A 20,651-nucleotide genomic window follows, 5' to 3' on the forward strand; every position below is an offset into this window, starting at 1 on the left:
TGATCATCCCTAACATTACGGCGTTACTCCTGGCTGGGCAGGCGCTGGCGTTTGTGGTTTTGGAGAGACAGCTGCTGCTGCCCCCGCAGGTGTCGCTTGCGCAGAGACCACCCGTACCGCTTTCTCTGTCACCACCTTATCCACCAGTTGCAAGCCTGCATAACCACGGCTAGAGCCAATACTACCTGAGCTATTACCACTAATGAGTCGGAAATTCACTTTCAGTGTTAAAGATGGTTCAGCTTTGCTGGTCCATGTCATTTCAAAACTACCATTTTGCTCTTTACGCTGCGCAGCATCGATCAAACGGTTAATCCCATATTCACCTGGCTCTTCAAAAATCGTATGGGTTTTGCCTTCCAAATCAACTGCCGTAATGCGTGCGCCTGGGACTGCTCCCTGATTTGGCCAAACAAAGTTCACCCATTGTTGAATTCCATTTTCAAACACCATCCGTTGACCATCAATATCAATGGTATACGATAGGTATTGCGGGTTCGGTAATGGATAGAACTGGAAGTTAGACTGGTTGGATACAGGTGCAGCCGCAGGTTGATCGAGGCTCCCTGTCGCCATACCATTGATCGGTGCCACATATTGCTGGAATGCCACCACAAATTGTGGATTTAGGCTAATGCCTAAGTCTTTCCATGTTTTCGAGGTCAGGACATAACCACGGCGAATCACAAATGGATCTAAAGCTTCTTTTACAAAGCGTGCAATGCTACCCGTCTCACCAAAGATTTGACCAATTTCACTACTGGTGGCCTGTAAAGTCACACCTGAATTAAATGGATATTTCTGACTCAAATTGGTTTTAAATGGTTGATACGCTTGAATACCCCACAATTTATTCAACTCATCCTGAGTCGGTACAATCAAGCTAGCAAAAGATTGTGTCAGTGGCGTCATCAACAATTTTTGTAATACTTGTTGATCGGTGTCTTTTAGACCCACCATCATTTTCTCATCTACATATTTCTGTGTGGTATTAAAGACTGAAGTTTGATCATTGATGGTCTGTTTCACCAAAGCCATGGCACTTGGACCAATCTCACCTGCTGTTTTCAGATCATTGAACTTACTACGCACTTGAGCAAGATTATTCATGTACTCATCGAATAACGATTTATCTTGTAAATCATCGCGCTTGCGTACCAACTGATAGAACATTTGATATTCTTGCGAAATTGCACCTTGGGCACGATCCATCGCTTGAGCCGCTGCTCTATCATCTGAATTGTTCAGAACTTTACGTTTAAACCAAGCGACAAAGCCTTTTTCAGGAACAGCCAGTTCCGCCTGTACAATTGGATTATCCCAGTTGGTTTCAATTGCAATGCGTTGTAATAAAGTACGAATTGGTGAATTTTGTGGTTCGCCTAAAACATCAATACTCTTCACTTGCTGAGCAAATTGATCGTTTTTGGCATAATAAATGCCGTTCAGGAATTTTTTCCATTCCGCCACATATTCTTGCTTATACAGTGCGACCAATTGTTTGCGGATTTGTTCTGGGCTACCAGAGAAGGTTAAATCATCCGATTGACGACTATTCAATACCCAATCTTTGCTGTCTGTTGGCTTATTCGCAGCCTCATCAATTGCCTTTTCAACATACTCATCCCATGCCTTTTGCGTAAACACACCTGGTAATGCATAGCTACCCAAAACAATGGCACGGTTTTGTTCACCCACAATTTGCCCAACCGTGACTGCTGGGAAGCGTACCGCTGCACGCATCTTAATCTCGTTATAGACACGGTCACGTGCTGGCATACCACGAATTACTGACAATAAAACTTGACGGGTTTGGTCGACCACTTGTGCATCGGTTTCAAGTACAGGGAAGCCGTCTTGATTGGCCAAGGTCATGGCATAAGAAAGGATCTTCTCTGCATCCTGAATCATTTCACCACGTGGCATTTGCCCACGATTGGCATCCAACCAAGAACGCCAGAAACGAGACACTTGGTCACTTAAATGACTGGTATCCATATATTCATGGTTACTCATCATCAAATAGGCTTTTAATGCGTTATAAGCATCTTGTGGATTGCTATCCGAAGGCTCTAAATACTGCTGTGTTTTCGCAACTTGCTTGATTTCGACATTGACGTGATTGGCTTTTAAAGTTGCCTCATTATTTTTAACACGCTGTAAATATTGCGCAATATTTTGCTGTGTTGGAGTCAGAACAATTTGCTTGATCCCTTTCAAATACTCGGCTTTTAAGCTCTCGCGTAATTGATTACCTTGATAGAGACCAAAGCTGAATTTAAGCGGACGATGCTCATCAAACTCATCGAGCTGCTGCAAGCGTTCTTGCAGAATCAATAAGGCTTCGAGTTGAGTTGATAATTGCTGTCCAGAAGTTTTTTCTAGGTGTACCACTTTATCTAAGTCAGCCTGTACATCCGCAATCAACTGCTGGTTATTACGATATGACCAGACCCAAACACCCAAGACCAAAGAAACCCCAACCAATGCCGCAATAAAGCCAATATAACGCTGACGTTTTTTGGCAGGATTGATGTGCTGTTTCACCAGATCTTTGTCTCGTAAAATCACATTAGAGAATAGACCTTGTAAGAAATAACCATGGTTGGGTGCAAGCGAAGCATTTACGCTGTCTTGTCCATTGCCCTGAACTTGCTGCAGTTGAAACTCTTGCGCAATGTTCTCCGTCATTGGGCTTTCAATCACACCTTCTTGTAAGGCACTGGTAAAATAGAAACCACGGAAAATCGGTTGGAACTGGTATGGGTTATCTTCAAATAATGTGCCGACAAAACTTTTTAGCGCAGGTTTGAGTGTTTTAAATTCCAATGGGAAGGTCATGACACTTGGCGAAATATTCTGCGAATGGCGACGACTTAAATGCGTAGTACTGACACTTTTTAAACCGTCATAAAGAATGCTGTAATGTTTTTCGAATAATTCCACTGCATTCTGGGACGAGTTCTGCTCATAAGGTAAGGTTGCACCCCATGCCTGATTATATTCTTGTGACTCATAGCAATCAAAGAACTCGGTAAAGCCTGCAATCAAGTCCATTTTAGAAAAGACTAAATAAACAGGAACCACGACCTCAAGTTTTTCCGTTAAGTCTTGAATTCGAGCGCGCAGATTTTTGGCTAATTTTATTGAGTTCTCAGGACTCTGGCTGATCAATTCAGCAATACTGACAATCAGGACCAAACCATTAACAGGCGCTTTGGAACGATTTTTCTTTAAAATATTTAAAAAGCCCAACCATTCAGAATGATCTTCGGAATAAACCGAATAACGCCCTGCAGTATCCAGCAAAATCCCTTCTGTAGAAAAAAACCAATCACAGTTTCGTGTTCCACTTAAACCCGCTGAAACCATTTTCTGATGGGTTTCTTCAAAGGGAAACTTCAAACCAGAATTATAGATCGCAGAACTTTTACCCGCTGCAGGATTACCAATCACCATATACCAAGGCAATTCGTACAATGCAGCATTGCCCTTTTTATCACCCAATTTAGATTTACGAATCAATTGAATTGATTCTTTCATCTGCTGCTGAATTAACTGTAGCTCGGCTTTGTCTTTATGTTGACCATATTCAGCTTGGCTGTCTTGCTCAATCGCATTGGCCAGTTCTTCACCTTGTTCAGCATGGCGTTTTCTTTGAATCAGCCAATAGATGCCATAGACGATTAAACCCAATGCATAGGTTGCTGCCAATGCCCAAAAAATATGCCGAGGAATAGACGAGTATGAAGAAATCAGTGCCACGAATAAGGATAAAGCAATAATAGCTTTAGGATTCGTGATGTACTGCCACAGATAACCTAAAATGATATACATTGAGTTCTCGAATTCTTAATAAAGTTAATTAATCAGCAATTGCTACACTTTCCTGATCTTGTGTGATCTCAGGAACAGCTTGGATAAATGCTTGTAAATTTTGTCCATAAACAAAGGCAACCTGTGACTCAGAAAAATGCGCCCCCAACATTAATCCAAACAGTTTTGCCACGTTTTGGGTTTGTCCAAAAATCGGTTTGCAGTACAAGTAATGGTGTGCCTCGACTGGACTTTGCTTAAAAAACTGTTCCAATTTTTTGGACACCTTGACATCAGCACCATCCTCAACCACCAATACAAAAGGGTCTTCAGCCTGATACTGGGGTAAGTCATCAATCCCCAACTCTTTGAAAATTTGATCGATATTATTTTGGTTGCTGACCAGCTTAAAGGTCTTCTCGGGTTGTAACTGTTCTAGCTGCACCGCAGGATTCGCCAGACAACTACTGCTCACAAATTCCGCAGGGATATAAGCACTTGCTCCCCAAGATTTTTCATCAATAATTTCTTGATCAATTTCTGAATCTGCCGCAATGATCAATGAAATTTCATGAGCTTGGTTTTGAATCCGCTCAAGTAACTCCAGCAGATGTTGCTCAGTCGATGCCGCACTGAGGTAGTGATATTCAATATGGAACTTTTGGGGAATGATGCCAAGATCGTAAAAAATGGCCTGAATACTTTCATTGCTACTCAAGTCATTCCAGGTATGCACCACATCTTCAGACAATAAAATGTGTAGATTTAATTTATCCAAACGATAGACCTGCTCTACCTGAATGGACTCATGCGCCTCATCACCCGAAAAACTTGGATCAATCCACGCAGGGTGCATTCGGTATTCATGCAGATTTTGGCTTTCATAAAACAAACTAGACCGCTTTAAGTGGTCTGAAATCGAGGCCAAAAGTTCAGTGTGTTGTTCAATTTGATGGTGGATCAAAGCCATGATGCGCTGCTGTCGAATCGACAAGAACTGCAATTCCTCATCATCCTCGCTTTGGACCTGTTGATCTAAGTCTGCAATGCGATAAGAAAGAATGGGGATACCATGAAAATTCACCAGATCCTGATCTAACTGGGGACTGGTAAACTGCTTGATTCCATCCAGAATCGAATCATTTTCACCCAGTGCACTATATGCGCCTGCCGCATACAGATTCAGTTTTAACCACTTACTCTCCAACACAATCGGCTGTGGCTCAGTTGTGTTCTGCTCTGCGTTTTGTTCAGCCTGCAAAGCGTGTTGCTTTTTTTCTTTATGATGTTGATATGCCTTATAGATCAGCCAAGGTGACAGTAACACCAAGGTCATCACGACGGGCAAGATCAGGAAATAATTAATTAAATCGGCAGATTCTGGCTGATATTGAATATCACGCCAGTAATAAACCACCACTAAACCGACCAAGATAAAACAACTGATGAGTGTGGCTAAAATTTTCTTCACCATTATGCGGCTCCTAAAAGTGCATAACGTGTTTCCGTGTTATGTTGTAATTGTTCGGATGGCATTAAAAATGCCCCTTGGCCCAGACCAATCTGATGCCCAGAATTTAAACAGATTGGATTGATTTCACGTTTATCTAAAATCAAACGTACATCAATAAACAGTGTTGGGCTGCACCATGTCTGGATCAGATGTTTTAATTTTTTATTCAAATGCTGCTCAGGCAGGAAAGCTAAATACTGCTCTCGAGATAATGGCCCAATTTGAATTTCGATTTTGCCATCAATTTGTTGAACCGTATCGCCACAAAAGGTATTCACACCCAGTAGGCTTGGATTGCTACCGCCTAAGCGGGTCTTCTGCTCATCAGCCAGATGAAAGGTTTCTTTGACAAATTCTTGGATCTGAACCTGTTGATTAAACACACATGACAACACTGTTTTTAACGCATGCGCAGTATTGTTTTGCCCCTGCATCAAACCAGAAAATTCGGCAAAATACTCATCTAGATCTTGTTGTTCATGCTGAGAACGAATATAGCCATTTAAGGCATGCAGAATGTCCAGATAATGATTGTCTTGTTCAATCTCATAACGTACCGCCAAATTATAGGCCAAGCTGGCATCAACATATTTGGCTGTCAGCTTATGATTGAACAGACCTAAAAATTCTTTAATCTCGAGTCGCTGCTGTCGGCTACTTTGTTTTAATTTATTGGTATAGGTATAAGGTAGCGCCCCTTGTGTTCCTGTGAGCCCTACCACCAGATTGGTTAAATGGACCCGCTGATCTTGATAACTGAGTTCTTCAATTTCAGTCGCAGGGAAACTTAAACTAAATGAGGTGCCAAATTTAAAATCTTCAGACCAACCCTGTGCTTGTGATACCTGTGGGTGGTGGCGCAACAAGCGTGTAGATTGAATAAATTCAAATGACCCTGACTTTTTAAAAACTTGGTCGACTACAGAAGAGTCTTGCCACCAACGTTCTGCACGCATTGGTATATCTCCTGTTGGTTAAGACTGTCTTTGACGACCACATCAACAAAACTATTGATTTGAACCTTTAAATTAAAAATATGGCTTAATAACTGGCTGAAAATATAGAGACTATGTCCACGGAAAACGCTCTTATTCACCGAGAGCTCAGCCTTAACCCCACGAATAAACATCGGGAAAGGTTTTGCATTCATCAATTTATTGGTGGTTGAGAAGTTGAGCTGTTTCAATGCATCAATCAATAAAATATTTTCTTTAGAATGCGGTAAGTTATATAAAGCCAAAAGCTCCTTCACATGACTCAGCGCATCGCCTTTCATCAATGCCAAGGTATTCAACGAAAGATGCGAAATAATGCGCCATTGCTCATTGCTGTTTTTATCAAAATGATAAGGCGATGTCGGACGCTTTAAAATCAAGGCACGTCTTGCCAAACTACTGTCATTTAAATTCAGAATATTATTGCTCTGACTTAATGCTTCATGCGGCAAATCACCATTGGAGCACAGCAAACGCGTACTAATAAAATCGGATTTGATTTCATAAGGTTTCAAATGCTTGGAAACAATCGAATACCCCATTTGCATGATTTTAGTCTGCGAAGGCAGATAATTTAAAGAATAAAAAAATTGAACCTTATCATTGTGATAATGACTCATTGCAAAAAAAGGCAATACAGGGAGATGCGTTTGCTCTTGATTGGTCTTTTCACGCACCATATTCATCTCAAGGATAGAATAGACTTGATACAATTCAGGATGATGTGCATCCGTGACCAATGGATATTGTAATTGGGTATGTGAAATCTTTTGCGGTTCGGCCTGCTTTTCGAACAGATTAATTGCTGGTGTGGTAAATAATTTAAAGTTAGCTATATTGAGCTCGGAATAATTGCGAACCACCGCTTGATCATTCAAATTGAGTTTAAGATGGATCAAAATTTCAAAGCTGTTGTGCTGCTGCAATAATCCTTTGAGGACACTCAAATCCAAATTTAAGTAATTAAACTTCTCAGGGAAACAAAAATATTCCATCAATAAACGATAGGCATGATGGGTATGCTGATCAATCGGCAATAAACTTTCTTGCTCACTAAAGCCCATGACCTCAAAGGGATTGGCGATCTCCAATACCCGCGGCCCCACCCGAAGTGCAAAACCTGTATCTTTACGAAAAATACTATCCAAAACTTGCAATGGAAAATTTGAAATTGCATCTAAATAGATCGGTAATTTTTCATCCAAAATCCATTGTTGGGCATCATTAAAGATTTCAAATTTCAAACTCAAGGTCGCATTTTGATTCAAATGCATATGCGTGCTAGGCGAAGTTTGAAACTCCAAATGCGTCAATGCGATCGGTAATAATCGAACCTCATTACTGGTGTTAAACTCGCATTGCACGCCTTTAAAACTGCGTGACTTCAACGCTGTTTTTTGTGGAATCAAATGTGCTGCTGTTAATTGTTTAAGTTTATTGGTATCTTCAAAACTGACCACAGTACAGGCTGGGAAATGACGCAAATATTGCGGGAACATCACTTCAAATAAAGAATGAGTAAACAGCTCATAGCTATCGGCTAATTTTTTATCAATCCGTGCAGCAATCAGGGAAAAGGCCTGAATCAAGCGTTCAATATGCGGGTCATCAATTTGTTCTTGGTTAAGCGATAGACGTTGCGCAATCTTCGGATATTTCTGCGCGAACTCTCGAGATTGTTGACCGAATTCTTGTAGTTGTTTTTCATAATACGGTAAAAGTTGCTCTATCACTGTTCGCTCACACTAAGTTCTGGCAGAAATAACATATTGTTGTGTTGTTGGTTTGAGTAAAGCATCGAAAAAAACAGGTTCATATAAAGGGTGAATATTTAAGTAAGCCTGAATACTTAAACACAGCGATCCCATATTATGACCATCCAATAGCATCTCAACTTTGATCTGCCGCAATCTCGGCTCATGTGCTGCAATAGACTGCTCAATCGATTGACAAATTTTATCTCGATCCAATGGATTGGCCGTCGACAAGCCTACGAAATCGATAATTCCAAACTGCAAAATTGATTTTTTTGCCAGCGGAAATTCATCCATATCTCGATCAAATTGTGCGATCCGACTATTCAACAAGTCTTCCAAATCACGAGCAACAGACTCTCGTAACTGCTGAATCGACATCCCTCTTAAATAATCTTCTTGCTCTGGTACTAAACGATCAAATAATGTTGATCTGAATCCATAAGGATATAGATGATCTAAATTCATTTTTATAAGAACAGCATCTTGGAAAAATAGAGGTTAATAGGCACCTATTAACCTCTATCAGAAAATCACGATACTGATTACGCAGCGTATGAAGCTGTGTTATTAGAAAGTGACCATTTCTTAGTAACAGCACCTTTCGCAGTACCGTTAATGTCTTGTTGGTTATAAGTCCACTCAACAGCAGCGTATTTCAAACCAAATGTTTCTGTTGGAACACCTTCTTCGTTTACAGTCGGTGTTACGCTAGAAACAAGAACGTGTTTCAATTTGATTTGTAAGTACTTGATGCGCTTATCACCATTTGCACGGTAGTAATCAATCTGTACTTCATCAAATGTATAACCCGCTGAACAAGCTTCCCAAAGCTTAGGACTAGTTGCGTCCAAATCTTTAACGAAGATCATGTCTGAGTGCTCAACACGTTCAGCTGTATGGCCACCTACGCTACTAGAAGTCGCAGATTTAGGTTGACGAATGTTATGAGACCAAGAGTTAACTTCAAGCCAACCTTTGTGTTCAGAATCGCGAGATTCTCCGTCTACCTTGTACTTACCACGAAACTCAACATATATATCTTTCATTTAAAAATTACCTCTATTTTATTTAAAGTTATTATCTAGCTGATCTCATTGTTAATTTGAGGACTGAGGTAGTTCAGTCACGAGTCGTAAAGAAACAGACAACTCATCCAGCTGGAAATGTGGTCTTAAGAAAACCACAGACTTGTAGTGACCCGGTTGAGCTGGATCTTCTACAACTTTTACAGATGCCTCGCGAAGCGGATATTGTGCTTTTGCTTCTTGAGATGCACCATCATCTAGCAAGACATATTGCGAGAGCCATTCATTTAAAAACGCTTCGACATTGCCTGCAGATGCAAAACTTCCCACTTTGTCACGCATCATTGCTTTTAAGTAATGTGCAATGCGCGATACCGCCATGATGTATTGGATTTGGCTAGAAAGTGCAGAGTTTGCATTCGCCGTATCACTGTCATATTTCTTTGGTTTTTGAGCAGATTGTGCACCAAAGAAAGCTGCATAATCTGTGTTCTTGCAGTGAACCAATGGAATAAAGCCAAGGTCGCTGAGTTCTTTTTCACGACGGTCTGTAATGGCAATTTCAGTTGGGCATTTAAACACCACTTCACCATCTGAGGTTTTAAAGGTGTGTACTGGCAAACCTTCAACTAAACCACCACCCTCAACACCACGAATCGCAGCACACCAACCATGCATATCAAAGGCGTTGGTTAAACGTGTTCCGAACGCATAAGCCGCATTCATCCACAGATAATCATCATGGTTTTCACCAGAAACATCTTCAACGAAGTTAAAGCCTTCAGTTGCAGTGCCTTCTTTCGGATGGTATGGCAAGCGACCTAAGACATGTGGCATGGTCAATGCGACATAACGTGAATCTTCGCTGTCACGGAAAGAACGCCATTGGACGTATTCAGCTGTTTCAAAGATTTTTGAAACATCACGTGGACGATCAATATCGGTGAACGACTCAAGACCCAGAATGCTTGGGCTTGCTGCCGAAACAAATGGCGCATGTGCTGCAGCAGCAACATGAGAAATCTGTTCCAATAAATACATATCTGACGGTGTACGATCAAACTCAAAATCACCAATCAACGCTGCATAAGGTGCACCACCAAATGAGCCATATTCTTCTTCATAAATTTTCTTAAACAAGGTGCTTTGATCAAAATCTGTTGCACCTTGAAAGTCTTTCACCAACTCTTTTTTCGTCGTATTCAACATACGAATTTTAATCATCGAGTTAGACGGTGTTTCTTGACAGAAATAGTAAAGACCACGCCACGTCGATTCGATGGTTTGGAACTGTTCATGGTGCATAATCTCGCTCAATTGATTCGAGATTAAGGCATCAATTTCTGCAATACGCTTATCAATCGACAAGGTCATATTTTCAGAAACCGTAATTGTTCCCGCCATGACTTCTTTTGCCAATTCACCAATTAGGCTTTTTGCACGAACATGCTCATCATCATTACGGGCAATGCGGCTTTGCTCTACAATTGAATCCAGTAAATTCACTGATTCTGCTTCAACACTCGCTGCTGCGGCTGCTTGTAAATTACTCATTTTCAGCCTCCGCGCTTAACTGACGAATCTGATCTGTATTTTTCAACACTTCATCCAGCAAGTCTTCCAAACGCTCACTGTTTGAAATCTTATTACGTAAATCAGTTAAACGTTCACGCGCTGCAACCAACTTACGCAATGGATCAACCTGTTGCACCACTTGTTCTGGACGGAAGTCTTCCATCGAGTTAAAAGTGAGGTCCACTGACATACGACCGCCTTCTTCCGTCAAAGTATTTTCAACTTGGAAAGCAGCACGTGGTGCTAAAGATTCCATCACTTCATCAATATTATCTAAATCAACATTGATAAATTTTTTGTCTTTTAACTTAGTCTTTTCTAGCTCTGATGCAGCGGAGAAATCCCCCATCACACCCACAACAAAAGGGAGTTCTTTTGACTCTTTGCCATCACCAACTTCGACATCATATGTCAGCTGTACACGAGGGGGACGTATGCGTTGCAGTTTCTTCTGTACGCTTTCTCTCTTTGCCATAACTTTTCACCCTTGATTATTATTTCAACGAATCGAATGGATTCGAACCTGTCTTTTGAACAGTATTTGGTTGTTTGCTAACTGTTGGTGTTACAGCCGTTTGACGTTTTACCGGCGCAACAGATTGAGTTACATTACTACGTGTTGGTTGAGTTGTACGTACTTTTCTGTTCGTTGTACGTCGCGTTGTGTTATTGGTCGACGTATTTCGTATTTCTTTCTTGAGGGATTCATCTGTAATCGCCTTGCTCGTTGAGGTATCAGGAGCAGGTACGGCAACACGAATACTGTCACTCAACTGTTTTGCTGGTGGATAAGTGAGCTCATTGCTCAAATAGCGCATTTCACTTGAACGCATCTGTTGCAAAGCATCATTGGCAATTTGAACACTGGCTAAAAAAGTGACATCTGTTAAAGTGGTACCGCGTACATTTTGCTCTTGTAACTGCGTTGCCAGTTTTAAAGCATTCATCGGTTGCTTTAATTCATACATACGCATCGCAGCCTGAGCCAACAAATCGTTTACACGCGAAGCATTATCTTTGTCACAAACTTGTTGATAAATATCTAATAAAGCATGATCCGTTTGGTTTACTGCCAACGGATTCTGTTTTAGACATTTACTTTTTAATTTAATTGGTTTTATTTCTTTATCATCAGCATAAGCTGAATTACCTATTAAACCTGCTGTTATACAAAGAATTGATATTACAATACCTTTTTTCAAAATATGCCTCGTCATTATTTAACTTATAATTGAAGAGCTGACAATTATTGTTAAAAAACCCTCTTACTCGTCAATTTTTGTACATTTACATCATTTCCGCGAATTTAACAAAAAAAACACATACAAAGTCAATACTAGTTACGTTTATTAACATTATTAAATTTTCATGACAGAGATTCATGTAAAAAAAAACTTTAATCGAGTGCATTTTTTGTTTAAAAGTGACATTTTTTGTTGTAGAATAATCTGTATACTCGTATTGAGTTATGTTAAGTTTTTGATTTTATTCAAAAAATATTTCTAGCAAAAACAACGATACCAAGTTAGAACTCAGCAAATAGAACTTGGTATTTAAAAATTATTGTGAGTAATAAATGAGTAACTTAAAGGTTTTAATTACAAAACTATCAGCTCCTACTCGTACTGCATTAGAAAAGTCTGCAAATTACTGTATTAACCAATTGAATTATGAAATTGAGATTGAACATCTATTTGTTGAATTACTAAATCAAAATATAGTCAATGATTTACATATTTTATTAAAAAAAAATAATATCTCTCCGGATGCCTTACTGACTGATTTAAAAGAAACTATAGCCTCTTTACCTAAAGGTAATACTCGTACCCCCATCTTTGCAAAATCAATCGTTCGATTATTTGAGCAGGCCTGGTTGCTCGCTTCTGCTGAACAAACCCCTATAATTCGTAGTAGTCATTTATTAATTGCTTTATTAACAGCTCCCGATTTGCAACAAATTGCGTTTAGAGCATCTAGTTTATTTGAACGCTTCCCAATCGATACCATGAAACACAAGTTTCTCGATATTTGTGGGAAAAGCAGTGAACAACCACAGACTGAAGATTCAAGCACAACGATAGAGCCTGTAACCCATTCCGAATCAACAGTGACTGCTGCAAAAACCCCTGCCCTTGATCAATACACCATCAACCTTACTGAAAAAGCCAAACAAGGGGGTATTGATCCTGTTATTGGCCGTGAATTTGAAATTCGCCTGATGCTCGATATCTTGATGCGTCGCCGCCAAAACAATCCGATTTTAACTGGCGAACCAGGTGTCGGTAAAACCGCCGTTGTTGAAGGCTTGGCCTTAAAAATTGCACAAGGTCAGGTTCCTGAGGCATTAAAAAATGTTCACCTGCATGTCTTAGACATGGGTTTATTACAGGCTGGTGCCAGTGTTAAAGGTGAGTTTGAAAATCGCTTAAAACAAGTGATTCAGGAAGTGCAAGCCTCGGCCCATCCGATCATCTTGTTTATCGATGAAGCACACACCATGATTGGTGCTGGTGGTCAGGCTGGACAAAACGATGCTGCAAACTTACTCAAACCTGCATTAGCGCGTGGTGAATTAAGAACCATTGCGGCAACGACTTGGGCTGAATACAAACAGTACTTTGAAAAAGATGCTGCACTCAGCCGCCGTTTTCAAGTGGTTAAAGTTGAAGAACCAACCGAAGAAGTCGCGATTGATATGTTGCGTGCCATGATCCCCGTCATGCAAAGTCACTTTAACTTACAAATTGATGATCAAGCCATCATTACCGCTGTGCAAGCATCGCATCGCTATATCAGTGGTCGTCAACTTCCAGATAAAGCAGTGAGCGTACTCGATACTGCTTCGGCTCGTGTTGCTTTGACACACAATGCACAACCCGTGGTTCTGGATCAACTCAAAGCACAGCAGCACAATCTTCAGTTAGAACATCAAATTATCAACAATGAACACCAGCAGTTCCCTGTACACCACGAACGTTTAGATGAGCTCAGTCAACAGCTGACAAGCTTGGAAAAAGAGATTCAAGCAACTGAAAGTAAATGGCAACAAGAGCTTGCTTTGGTTAAACAAATTCAAGCACTAAATGCACAAACAGAACAAGACCATAAAGCGCAAATCGCGACATTAAGAGCTGATTTAGCTCAATTACAGGGTCAAACACCCTTAGTATTTGAACGTGTCAATGCACAGATCATCAATGAAATTATTTCTGATTGGACCGGTATTCCAGTTGGTAAAATGGTCAATGATGAAATCAAACAAATTCTCAGTCTTGAAGATAAATTGGGTGAACGTGTGATGGGCCAAGATTATGCCCTCACCCAGCTGGTTCAAGGCATTAAAACCTCTAAAGCCAAATTAGAAGATCCAAACAAACCCCAAGGTGTATTTCTGCTGGTTGGCCCAAGCGGAGTGGGTAAAACTGAAACTGCCCTTGCTCTCGCCAATGAGCTATATGGTGGCGAACAACATCTCATCACCATCAATATGTCTGAATACCAAGAGGCACATACTGTTTCATCCTTAAAAGGTGCGCCTCCTGGTTATGTCGGTTATGGTCAAGGTGGTGTTCTCACTGAAGCTGTTCGTCGCAATCCCTATAGTGTTGTCCTGTTGGACGAGGTTGAAAAAGCCCACAGCGATGTACAAGAATTATTCTATCAAGTCTTCGATAAAGGTATGCTTGAAGATGGTGAAGGTCGCGTAATTGACTTTAAAAACACCACTATTTTGCTAACCTCGAATACGGGTTCAAGTGCCATCATGCAGGCCTGTTTAAATCAGCCTGTCGAAGACTGGCCACATGCCGAAGATTTGATCGAGCATTTAAAACCTAGTTTATATAAACAATTTAAGCCTGCATTTATTGGCCGTATGCGCATTGTGCCTTACTTTCCGCTGCATGATGAGTTGCTTATTCGCATCATTAAACACAAACTTGGAAAAATTGTTGATCGTATTGAAAAACAATATGCAACTAAGGTTCAGTATTCTGATGATTTAATCGAATTACTCCTAAACCGTTGTACTGAAGTCGATAGTGGTGCACGAAATGTGGACAATATCCTTAACTCTACTGTCTTGCCAGCTTTAGCAACTGAAATTTTAGTCGCCTTAGCTGAGCATAAATTGCCGAAGTTGATTGTAATTGATACCCAAGACGATGAAATTACCTATCAATTAGATCCAGTCGAAAAAGCAACCAAGAAACGTTCGAGTAAAAAAGCCAAAGCTGAAGTTTAAAATTTAAAGATTGAGCTAAATTTGTGATGCATATGGATATTTTATCTTTACTAACGCCGATTAATGAGCAGTCACCGTGTGGTGAGGATTACTCATTTTCAAATGAATTCCACGCCATTAAAAAAGCAAAAACCCAAGATGATGTATTACTTGATCAAGGGGATTGGGTGACTGAACCCAAACAGGCGGATTGGGACTTTGTCTCCAGCACATCTATAGATTTACTGCAATCAAAAAGTAAAGATATCCGTTTGCTCACATGGCTGTCTGAAGCTTGGGCAAATCTGTATGGCTTTGAAGGCATTAGCAAAAGTCTGGAACTCAGTCATCGCATATTGGAACAGTATTGGTTAACCTTACATCCAGAAGTAGAAGATGATGATTTAGATCAACGTATTGGCTTATTACAAGGTTTAATTAATCAGCTCCCTTTGCTGATCAAAAAGGTGTCATTAATTAACCATGCGCCATATTATCATTTGCTCGACTACGACAACTTTCTTTATCACGAAAATATCCGTCGCAAACAAAGCGATGATTATGAAGACTCAAGTGGTTCAACCGAATTAGAGCAATTTGAACAAGCCTTATCTAATACAGATAAGAGTTTTCAGCGACAGAACTATCAAAGTTTTAATGAAATTCTGCAACAATGGGCGACCTTGAAACAGGTTTTAGATGATCTACTTGGTTTAGATTCACCGAGTTTTGCGGCAATTGACTCAAGTTTAGATACCATTCATATCACACTGAAAAAAATTTATAAAAGCGACCTGTTTGAACAAAGCACTCAGACGGTCATTACAGAAATCGAAACATCGACTACACCGATGGTACAACACGTGACGACTCAATCTGCTGCACCTCAAAATCAGCTGTCTTTTCAGCCGCAAGTTCAATCGCATGTTGAAAACCGAGAACAGGCGATGCGTGTGCTGCAAGAAATTGCCACTTATTTTCAGAAAAATGAACCGCATAGCCCAGTCAGCTATATGCTGCAAAAAACCATCAAGTGGAGCCAAATGCCACTGCATGAATGGTTAACTCAGGTGATTAAGGACGAACATCCTTTACAAATGCTACAGGACACCCTTGGTGTTCAGCCAAAGAATGAATACGAATAATTGTTGGTAAATACATATGTTTAAAGCAGAAAAGATTCTTTGGGGTGAAGGCTTATTTTTACGTCCTCAGCATTTTCAGATCCAAGATACCTATCATGAACAACGTTTGAATCATACGATTCGTGCGATGATTCCACATGCCTATGGCGTACAAAAGTTGAAATTTGACGAGGTTCAACTTTCGACCCATATTCTGGCACTCCAAGAAGTGGAAATTATTTGGCAGGATGGTGAGATTTATCACGCACCTGCTCAAGATTTATTACCAGAGCCGTTATTGCTAGATGATCTTAATCTACAAGGTGAAATGACGGTTTATCTGGCGCTGCCAATCTTGCAAGCCAACAAGAAAAATATCGCAGATGAAACACGCTCAGTGTCTAGTCGCTATCATAACTATTTGACAGAAACCCATGATCTGTTTACCGATGCCAGCCCTGCTGAACTGAATCTGTTGCGTCGTCGTGCAGAATTTAAGTTATTAGAGCAACATATTCAGCCGAGCCAAAATTTAGATGGTTTCTTGTATATCCCTGTCGCTAAAATTAAGCGTCAAAGCTCAGGTCACTTTGAGTTAGACAATAAGTTTATCCCGCCAATTTTACATATTGCAGCGTCTGAATCTCTAATTAACAATCTAAAGCGTACGCTCAACGTCATTAAGGCAAAAATTAAAACCATCCAGAGCAATAACCGTGAGAACGAACAAAAACTAATTGAATTCCGTTCCGGTGACATTGTTTCCTTCTGGTTAATCAATGCCTTAAATACTGCCTATGCCGGACTGAATCACTTACTCCAATATCCTTTAATTCACCCAGAACGCTTGTTCTCAGAATTATTGCGTTTAACTGGGTCATTACTCACCTTCTCTACGGCCTATGATGTGGACCATTTACCACAGTATAAACATCATCAGCTTCAAGACAGTTTTCAACAGCTTGATCTGATCTTAAGAGATTTACTGGATACCATTATTTCGAGCCGTTATTTCAGCATTGCTTTAAAAGAAACGCGACCGTCTTATTGGGTGGGTAGTCTTGAGTCAGACAAAATTACCCGTGATACGCGTCTTTACATTGCAGTTTCAAGCAGCATGATGCAAACCCATGAACTCATTCAAATCGTACCTTTGCGCTTCAAAGTGGGCAGTACGATAGACGTAGAACAGCGTGTGATTGCGGCACTTCCTGCTGTTCCACTCCATCATTTAATGCAAGTTCCGACAGCAATTCCAGTCCGTTCTGGTGTCAGCTATTTTGAAATTGAACCACATCATGAACTCTATCAACGTATGCTTGAGTCAGAAACCATCTGTGTCTATGTACCTGCTGGTTTCCAAGATATTAGTATTGAACTCATTGCTGTAATGAATAGTTAAGAGAATCACAATGACTCAACCCACAGGCATCCCCTCTTTATTTGATGATGGAAAAATTGGTTCAGGCTTACCTTCGTCTGATCAGCCACAAAATAAAGCGCAAGCGACCAACTTGATTGACCTATTACATGATGGGTTCTATCTGGTTTTTTTACTTCGCAATCGCTATATACCTGCAAATCCAACTGATTTTCGTGAAAAAATCGTCGATTTATTGAACCGTTTCGAGCAGCAAGCCAAACGCTTACAATTTTCTGCTGATGATATTCACGACGCCAAATATGCATTTTGTGCCTTGATTGATGAAACGATTGCGACGCAACAGGATGCTGCCTATTTTAACTTACAGAATTCATGGCTGATCAGCCCATTGCAATTGAGCCTGTTTGGCTCTCAACTGGCGGGTTATCGTTTTTTTGAAATCTTGGAACAACTGCGCAGTCGTGGCAAAGACCGCCTAGCATCGCTTGAGGTTTTCCACTACTGCCTCTTACTCGGTTTTCAGGGCAAATACCGTCTGGAATCTGTAGAAAGTCTAAACCACCTCGTGGCTCGTGTTGGAGATGAAATTGATTATCTCAAAGGGAAAAAAGCAGCATTTTCTCCTTTTGCCGCAATTCCTGACCATATTAAACACATTATTCATCACGAGTTACCCTTTTTCTGGATTCTAATCTTCTTGCTCATGTTTGCTGCGCTCACTTTTGCAGGCTTAAAGTTTATGCTATCCAAACAGAATCAGAGTGCTTTAGCTCCTTATCAGAATGTGATTTCAGCACCTGCCGAAGAAGCACATATCACCATCCATTTGCCTTAGTTGATAACGTATGACTCAGGAAAGAACAACTTCTTTACGAATATTACAGACCAATAAGAAAAAAACCTTATCGCCTGTCATTTATTTACTGATCGGATTTGTTTCAGGAATCATCTTTGCTGCATTGTTTTTTTTCATTTTTGCAAGCGACACCAACAACCCAGCACCGAGTGTGCCACAAACGGTTGAAGAAACTGATCCGGTTCAAACTGCCACCAAAGCAACAGCACAAAGTCATGAAGTAGAAGTGACTACTCCAAATCATCATGAAACAACCGAATCGGTGGAAGACAATAATTTTGCTCAACCCGAAAGCAATGATTTAAACAAATTTTTCCAACGCACACCGCCGCCTGCTGCACCCGCTCCGAATGGACAGCATGTTTCTCCATTTGCCAATGAGCCAAATGCGAAACCCACAACAGTAACATCAGTAAAAGGGCCACATAGCAAAAATGAAACCGTTGCTCCGGCAACGAATAAAATAGTCGCTAAACCTGCTCCACCTGCAACCAAGGCTGTACCAGCGAAAGCAGCAGAAGTTGAAGCGGAAGCACCCGAAGCAACTGTACAAATTAAAGTGACACAAAAACCTTTTGCTGTGAATGAACTCAAGTAAACAATGATTTTTATCATCTTCTTCTGCTTTGTCGCTGTCGCGATCGGATTAACCCTGCTCATGTCATATGAGCTGCGTTATAAATGCAAGCAGTTGTTGCAATCATTACTTCCAAGTAGCAAAAAGAAAATTGCCAATGCGATGCAGTTTGCAGAGAATATGCATCAAGCGGCCTCGCCAGAAAAATTACAATCGCATTGGCACTTACAACAATGGTGGATTTTAATCGCAGGTTTCTTTTTATTTGCCAGCATCCTGATTTTTGCGTTTACCCGCCCGATCAATTCCACACGAATTGAAGCTGAATATTTAAAAGAAACTGATCCGCAAATTTATACGCTACTCAATGGTGAAATGCTGAGCCCACCACCAGAAGTCGATGCCAACTTGATTGAAGATGCCATTGTCGAAGCAACTCGGCTTGAACAGGCCTATCAAGCCCAGCATCCAACAGATCCGAGTATTAATGCATCTCAAATTGAGATTCCACTTACACATTCACATGGTAGTTTTGATGTATCCATGGTTGATCGTAAATGGGACAAAATTAATCCTCGCTATAAGCAACGCCTACTGATGGTATTTAAAATCATGAAAGAACAGCATGGTTATGAGTTGGTGTTACTTGAAGGTTACCGCAGTCCAAGCCGGCAAAATATGCTTGCAGGGAATCCAAATACAACCCGTGCCAAAGGTTATCAAAGCTATCACCAATTTGGTTTAGCTGCCGATGTTGCTTTTAAACGCAACGGTAAAGTCGTTATCTCAGAACGTGACCCTTGGGCAATGCGTGGTTATCAACTCTATGGGCAAGTTGCTGAATCAGTTGGTTTAACTTGGGGTGGTCGTTGGAAATCTATTCAAGATTATGGCCATACCGAATACCGTATGCCAGGTCTAAGAAAAACCAAGGAAATGGCAGAACAACTCACCGCAGAAGGACAATTAAACGCAAGAGTGGATGACTCTTAAATATATCTAAAACGTGGTTAAATAAAACCTCTCTATTTATTCTATAGAGAGGTTTTGTTTTAATATCAAATTATAATATTTTAACTAAATATAAATCACACTAAAATTAAAATAATCTTAATCAATAACAGCTATCGAGACAGTTCTTTTAACTTTAAAGATAAACTCTTTAAATATTACATTCATTCCCAAAACTAAGAATAAAGCAATAATAAATGATCCAAGGACATCGAAAGGAAAATGAACACCAATATAAATCCTTGACCAACCTACCATTAAACCCAATAACAATGCTGCACTGCCTATTTTTCGATAGCCTGAAAATAAGTAAGAAAAAGCGATGGTTGCTACAGTCAAGGTATGCTGGCTTGGAAATGAAGAAGATGAACCATGCCCAGTCAAGATATGCCCGATTCCCAGATCAAACGGTCGTGGATGATAATAGACCGCGTGAATGAACTGGGTGACCAATAAAGAAACGACGATGGTAATGAGCATCTTGATGAACTGTACTCGATATCTCTTATCCTTAAAACACAATGAGGCAATTAAAAATACAAATAATACTGCAATTAGATTATGTGATGCGAATAATGCAGCTTTATCTAAAACCGGATTTCGAGTAGCAGCCGAGTTAATCCAATTAAATAAGCTGATATCTATCGTTTCAATTGACATCGTCAATCGTTCCATGATGACTTTATATAAAAAAATATTATAAAAACAACCTTAAATTAAAATTAAATTTCATATATATTCTGGATAAATAGGCGTTGTATTTTCTTCAATCCTCTTCACTGCACAGATAAAAAAG

Annotated in this window: 16 protein-coding genes; 6 read left to right on the top strand and 10 right to left on the bottom strand. The window is 40.2% G+C overall.

Annotated elements, in window-relative coordinates; all coding sequences use genetic code 11:
- Nucleotides 1-15: 15 nt before the first annotated feature.
- From tssM to NDN13_RS08740, 9 genes are all read right to left on the bottom strand, one after another.
- Entirely contained in the window at nucleotides 16-3,837 is a 3,822-nt protein-coding gene (gene tssM, locus NDN13_RS08700; protein ID WP_251117948.1) for a type VI secretion system membrane subunit TssM, read from the bottom strand.
- 28 nt (nucleotides 3,838-3,865) lie between these two features.
- Nucleotides 3,866-5,290, bottom strand: coding sequence for a hypothetical protein (locus NDN13_RS08705; protein WP_251117949.1), 1,425 nt, complete (start codon nucleotides 5,288-5,290; stop codon nucleotides 3,866-3,868).
- Nucleotides 5,290-6,285, bottom strand: a complete 996-nt coding sequence (gene tssG, locus NDN13_RS08710) for a type VI secretion system baseplate subunit TssG (protein ID WP_251117950.1) — start codon at nucleotides 6,283-6,285, stop codon at nucleotides 5,290-5,292. Before tssG ends, NDN13_RS08705 begins: the two co-directional genes overlap by 1 nt.
- On the bottom strand, nucleotides 6,249-8,057 hold the full coding sequence (gene tssF, locus NDN13_RS08715) for a type VI secretion system baseplate subunit TssF (protein ID WP_251117951.1): 1,809 nt from the start codon (nucleotides 8,055-8,057) through the stop codon (nucleotides 6,249-6,251). The genes tssG and tssF overlap by 37 nt, the downstream gene beginning before the upstream one ends.
- Nucleotides 8,058-8,069: 12 nt before the next feature.
- Entirely contained in the window at nucleotides 8,070-8,546 is a 477-nt protein-coding gene (gene tssE / locus NDN13_RS08720) for a type VI secretion system baseplate subunit TssE (protein WP_004654759.1), read from the bottom strand.
- A gap of 77 nt (nucleotides 8,547-8,623) precedes the next feature.
- Nucleotides 8,624-9,127 (bottom strand): Hcp family type VI secretion system effector, encoded by a 504-nt coding sequence (locus tag NDN13_RS08725; protein WP_004654761.1) that lies wholly within the window; start codon nucleotides 9,125-9,127, stop codon nucleotides 8,624-8,626.
- Nucleotides 9,128-9,178: 51 nt separating this feature from the next.
- Nucleotides 9,179-10,660, bottom strand: a complete 1,482-nt coding sequence (gene tssC / locus NDN13_RS08730; protein ID WP_004654763.1) for a type VI secretion system contractile sheath large subunit — start codon at nucleotides 10,658-10,660, stop codon at nucleotides 9,179-9,181.
- Complete coding sequence (gene tssB, locus NDN13_RS08735) at nucleotides 10,653-11,156, bottom strand: type VI secretion system contractile sheath small subunit (RefSeq protein WP_004654766.1); 504 nt, start codon at nucleotides 11,154-11,156, stop codon at nucleotides 10,653-10,655. Before tssB ends, tssC begins: the two co-directional genes overlap by 8 nt.
- Nucleotides 11,157-11,175: 19 nt before the next feature.
- The gene (locus NDN13_RS08740) at nucleotides 11,176-11,883 is read right to left on the bottom strand and encodes a hypothetical protein (RefSeq protein ID WP_251117952.1); all 708 of its coding nucleotides are present in this window, start codon (nucleotides 11,881-11,883) and stop codon (nucleotides 11,176-11,178) included.
- A 374-nt stretch (nucleotides 11,884-12,257) separates the two neighbouring features.
- Between NDN13_RS08740 and tssH the strand changes: the two genes are divergently transcribed.
- From tssH to NDN13_RS08770, 6 genes are read left to right on the top strand one after another with little or no spacing between them, the layout of a single operon-like run.
- Nucleotides 12,258-14,924, top strand: a complete 2,667-nt coding sequence (tssH, locus tag NDN13_RS08745; RefSeq protein ID WP_251117953.1) for a type VI secretion system ATPase TssH — start codon at nucleotides 12,258-12,260, stop codon at nucleotides 14,922-14,924.
- 26 nt (nucleotides 14,925-14,950) lie between these two features.
- On the top strand, nucleotides 14,951-16,048 hold the full coding sequence (tssA, locus tag NDN13_RS08750; RefSeq protein WP_251117954.1) for a type VI secretion system protein TssA: 1,098 nt from the start codon (nucleotides 14,951-14,953) through the stop codon (nucleotides 16,046-16,048).
- A gap of 16 nt (nucleotides 16,049-16,064) precedes the next feature.
- Nucleotides 16,065-17,429, top strand: a complete 1,365-nt coding sequence (gene tssK, locus NDN13_RS08755) for a type VI secretion system baseplate subunit TssK (RefSeq protein ID WP_251117955.1) — start codon at nucleotides 16,065-16,067, stop codon at nucleotides 17,427-17,429.
- Nucleotides 17,430-17,439: 10 nt separating this feature from the next.
- Complete coding sequence (gene icmH / locus NDN13_RS08760) at nucleotides 17,440-18,246, top strand: type IVB secretion system protein IcmH/DotU (RefSeq protein WP_251117956.1); 807 nt, start codon at nucleotides 17,440-17,442, stop codon at nucleotides 18,244-18,246.
- A gap of 10 nt (nucleotides 18,247-18,256) precedes the next feature.
- The gene (locus tag NDN13_RS08765; RefSeq protein ID WP_251117957.1) at nucleotides 18,257-18,865 is read left to right on the top strand and encodes a hypothetical protein; all 609 of its coding nucleotides are present in this window, start codon (nucleotides 18,257-18,259) and stop codon (nucleotides 18,863-18,865) included.
- Between the two features lie 3 nt (nucleotides 18,866-18,868).
- Nucleotides 18,869-19,837: a M15 family metallopeptidase gene (locus tag NDN13_RS08770; protein ID WP_251117958.1), complete on the top strand. Its 969-nt coding sequence runs from the start codon at nucleotides 18,869-18,871 to the stop codon at nucleotides 19,835-19,837.
- A gap of 117 nt (nucleotides 19,838-19,954) precedes the next feature.
- Here NDN13_RS08770 and NDN13_RS08775 read toward each other — a convergent pair whose 3' ends face one another.
- A complete protein-coding gene (locus NDN13_RS08775) occupies nucleotides 19,955-20,515 on the bottom strand; it encodes an undecaprenyl-diphosphatase (protein WP_251117959.1) in 561 nt (186 codons plus the stop codon).
- Nucleotides 20,516-20,651 lie beyond the last annotated feature (136 nt).

The sequence above is a fragment of the Acinetobacter sp. C32I genome, assembly GCF_023702715.1.
Lineage (GTDB): Bacteria > Pseudomonadota > Gammaproteobacteria > Pseudomonadales > Moraxellaceae > Acinetobacter.